The 1823-nt window shown below is 45.0% G+C and carries 2 protein-coding genes; both read left to right on the top strand.

Annotated elements, in window-relative coordinates; genetic code table 11:
• On the top strand, positions 1 to 1543 hold a 1543-nt coding region (locus A3761_RS20125; protein ID WP_231881265.1), incomplete at its 5' end, for a penicillin-binding protein activator.
• Positions 1544 to 1547: 4 nt separating this feature from the next.
• The coding region (locus A3761_RS20120) for a YraN family protein (protein ID WP_068750768.1) at positions 1548 to 1823 on the top strand (276 nt) is incomplete at its 3' end.

Genomic DNA, 1823 nt, shown 5'->3' with positions numbered 1-1823 from the left:
TCAAGACTATCTTTTAATGTCCTTAAAGTTAGCGACAAGCAATAAGAACAAAGCACGCATTGAGAAAATACTGCCGCTAATCCCGAACCTTGGTTTATCTGGCATGAATGTCGACCAGCAAATCGAGCTTTCGCACTTATTATCTCAAGCTTATGAAATCACAGATTTAACTATTGAAGCGGCGATCACCTTAATCGATCATCGCGGCCTAATTAATCCAGAGCATCACCAAGACACAGACGAGCAAATCTGGCACCTACTCCGCTCAACTGAAACAGCCGACCTAAGCCAATACATTTACACAGGCGACAACCCTGACGCATTAGCGTGGTTAGATCTAGCTCGAACAATCCAGCTAAATCAGATCAGCCTGGATGCCCAATATAATGCATTTCAGGCATGGAACGAGCTGTGGCCAAGCCATCCTGCCAGCCTGAATCCGCCTCACGAGCTAAGCATTCTAAAACAACTCCCAAACACTCGCCCCGATTCGATAACACTTGCCCTGCCCTTAAGCGGGCCACTTCAATTGGCTGGAAAAGCTATTCGTGACGGTTTCATGGCTCAACACTATGCCAGCAATAAACAAAACCCAAACCACGAACCACTACAAGTTCGTTTTTTCGACACAGCAACGCAAGACATTTTGTCACTGTACAATCAAGCACCTGAGACAGGCAGCCTAATTATCGGCCCTCTAGACAAAGCTTCTCTTAAAGCGCTGAACTCCTTAGATATTATTAGCACGCCAACTCTCGCCTTAAACTATCTTCCAGCGACTAACGCAGGTTCAGATAAGCTATACCAACTTGGTCTAGCACCTGAGACCGAGGCCAGACAACTTGCTACACGCCTACACGACAAATCACTGAAACGGGTCGGCATCATACTGCCAGAGAATAATCTTGGCTTTCGCATATACGATAGCTTTGTAGAAAGCTTCTCTTCATTAGACGGGGTCGTTATCGATAGCGTATTTTACAAAAATCAGAAATCTCTCGCTTCGAGCGTCGCCCGCCTCCTCGGCACTGAGGACAGCCAGAATCGAAAGCGAAAAATTCGAAAAATCACTAACACAGCGCTCGAGTTTTTACCCAGAAGAAGGCAAGATATCGACGCACTTGTCATGATTGCCAAACCCGAAATAGCACGTCAAATCAAACCTCTCTTTGCCTACCATTACGCTGCCGACCTGCCAGTATTCGCCAGCTCTCAAATTCATAACATATCTAACAACAACGACAACAGAGACCTGGACGGTATCGAGTTTATCGAAATGCCCTGGATGCTTAGCAGTACAATAGATATCAAAAGCCAGATAAATCATGCTATCCCCGAGTCAACAGAGCAATATAGCCGCTTTTATGCGCTAGGAGCCGACAGCTATAATATCGCCCCAAGACTACAGCTATTGCACGAAGTTCGAGGCAGCCAGATGCAAGGCCACACCGGCATGCTATCAATGGATGAGCAGGGCATTATTAATCGCCAATTAGAATGGGCAAAATTTAGAAAAGGAAAGGCAGTTACCATTAAGGAGTAAGGAAATGCTTAGCAAAGGACTTGCTTATGAGCAGATCGCCGAGAAATACCTTCGCACCCAAGGACTGAAAAGCATAACGAACAATTATCGGTCCAAGTTTGGTGAGATTGATTTAATTATGGGAGATAAGAATACCCTAGTCTTTATTGAAGTCAGATATCGAGCAAGAAATAACTATGGCATCGCAGCTGAAACCGTGACCCCACACAAGCAAAAGAAGATTATTAAGACTGCAAGCATATTCCTTTCTCACAAAAAGCTATGGAATATGCCATGCCGA

It is taken from the genome of Oleiphilus sp. HI0123, assembly GCF_001635315.1.
Note: the sequence above shows the minus strand (reverse complement) of the source record. Positions and strands in the feature narration are given on the sequence as shown.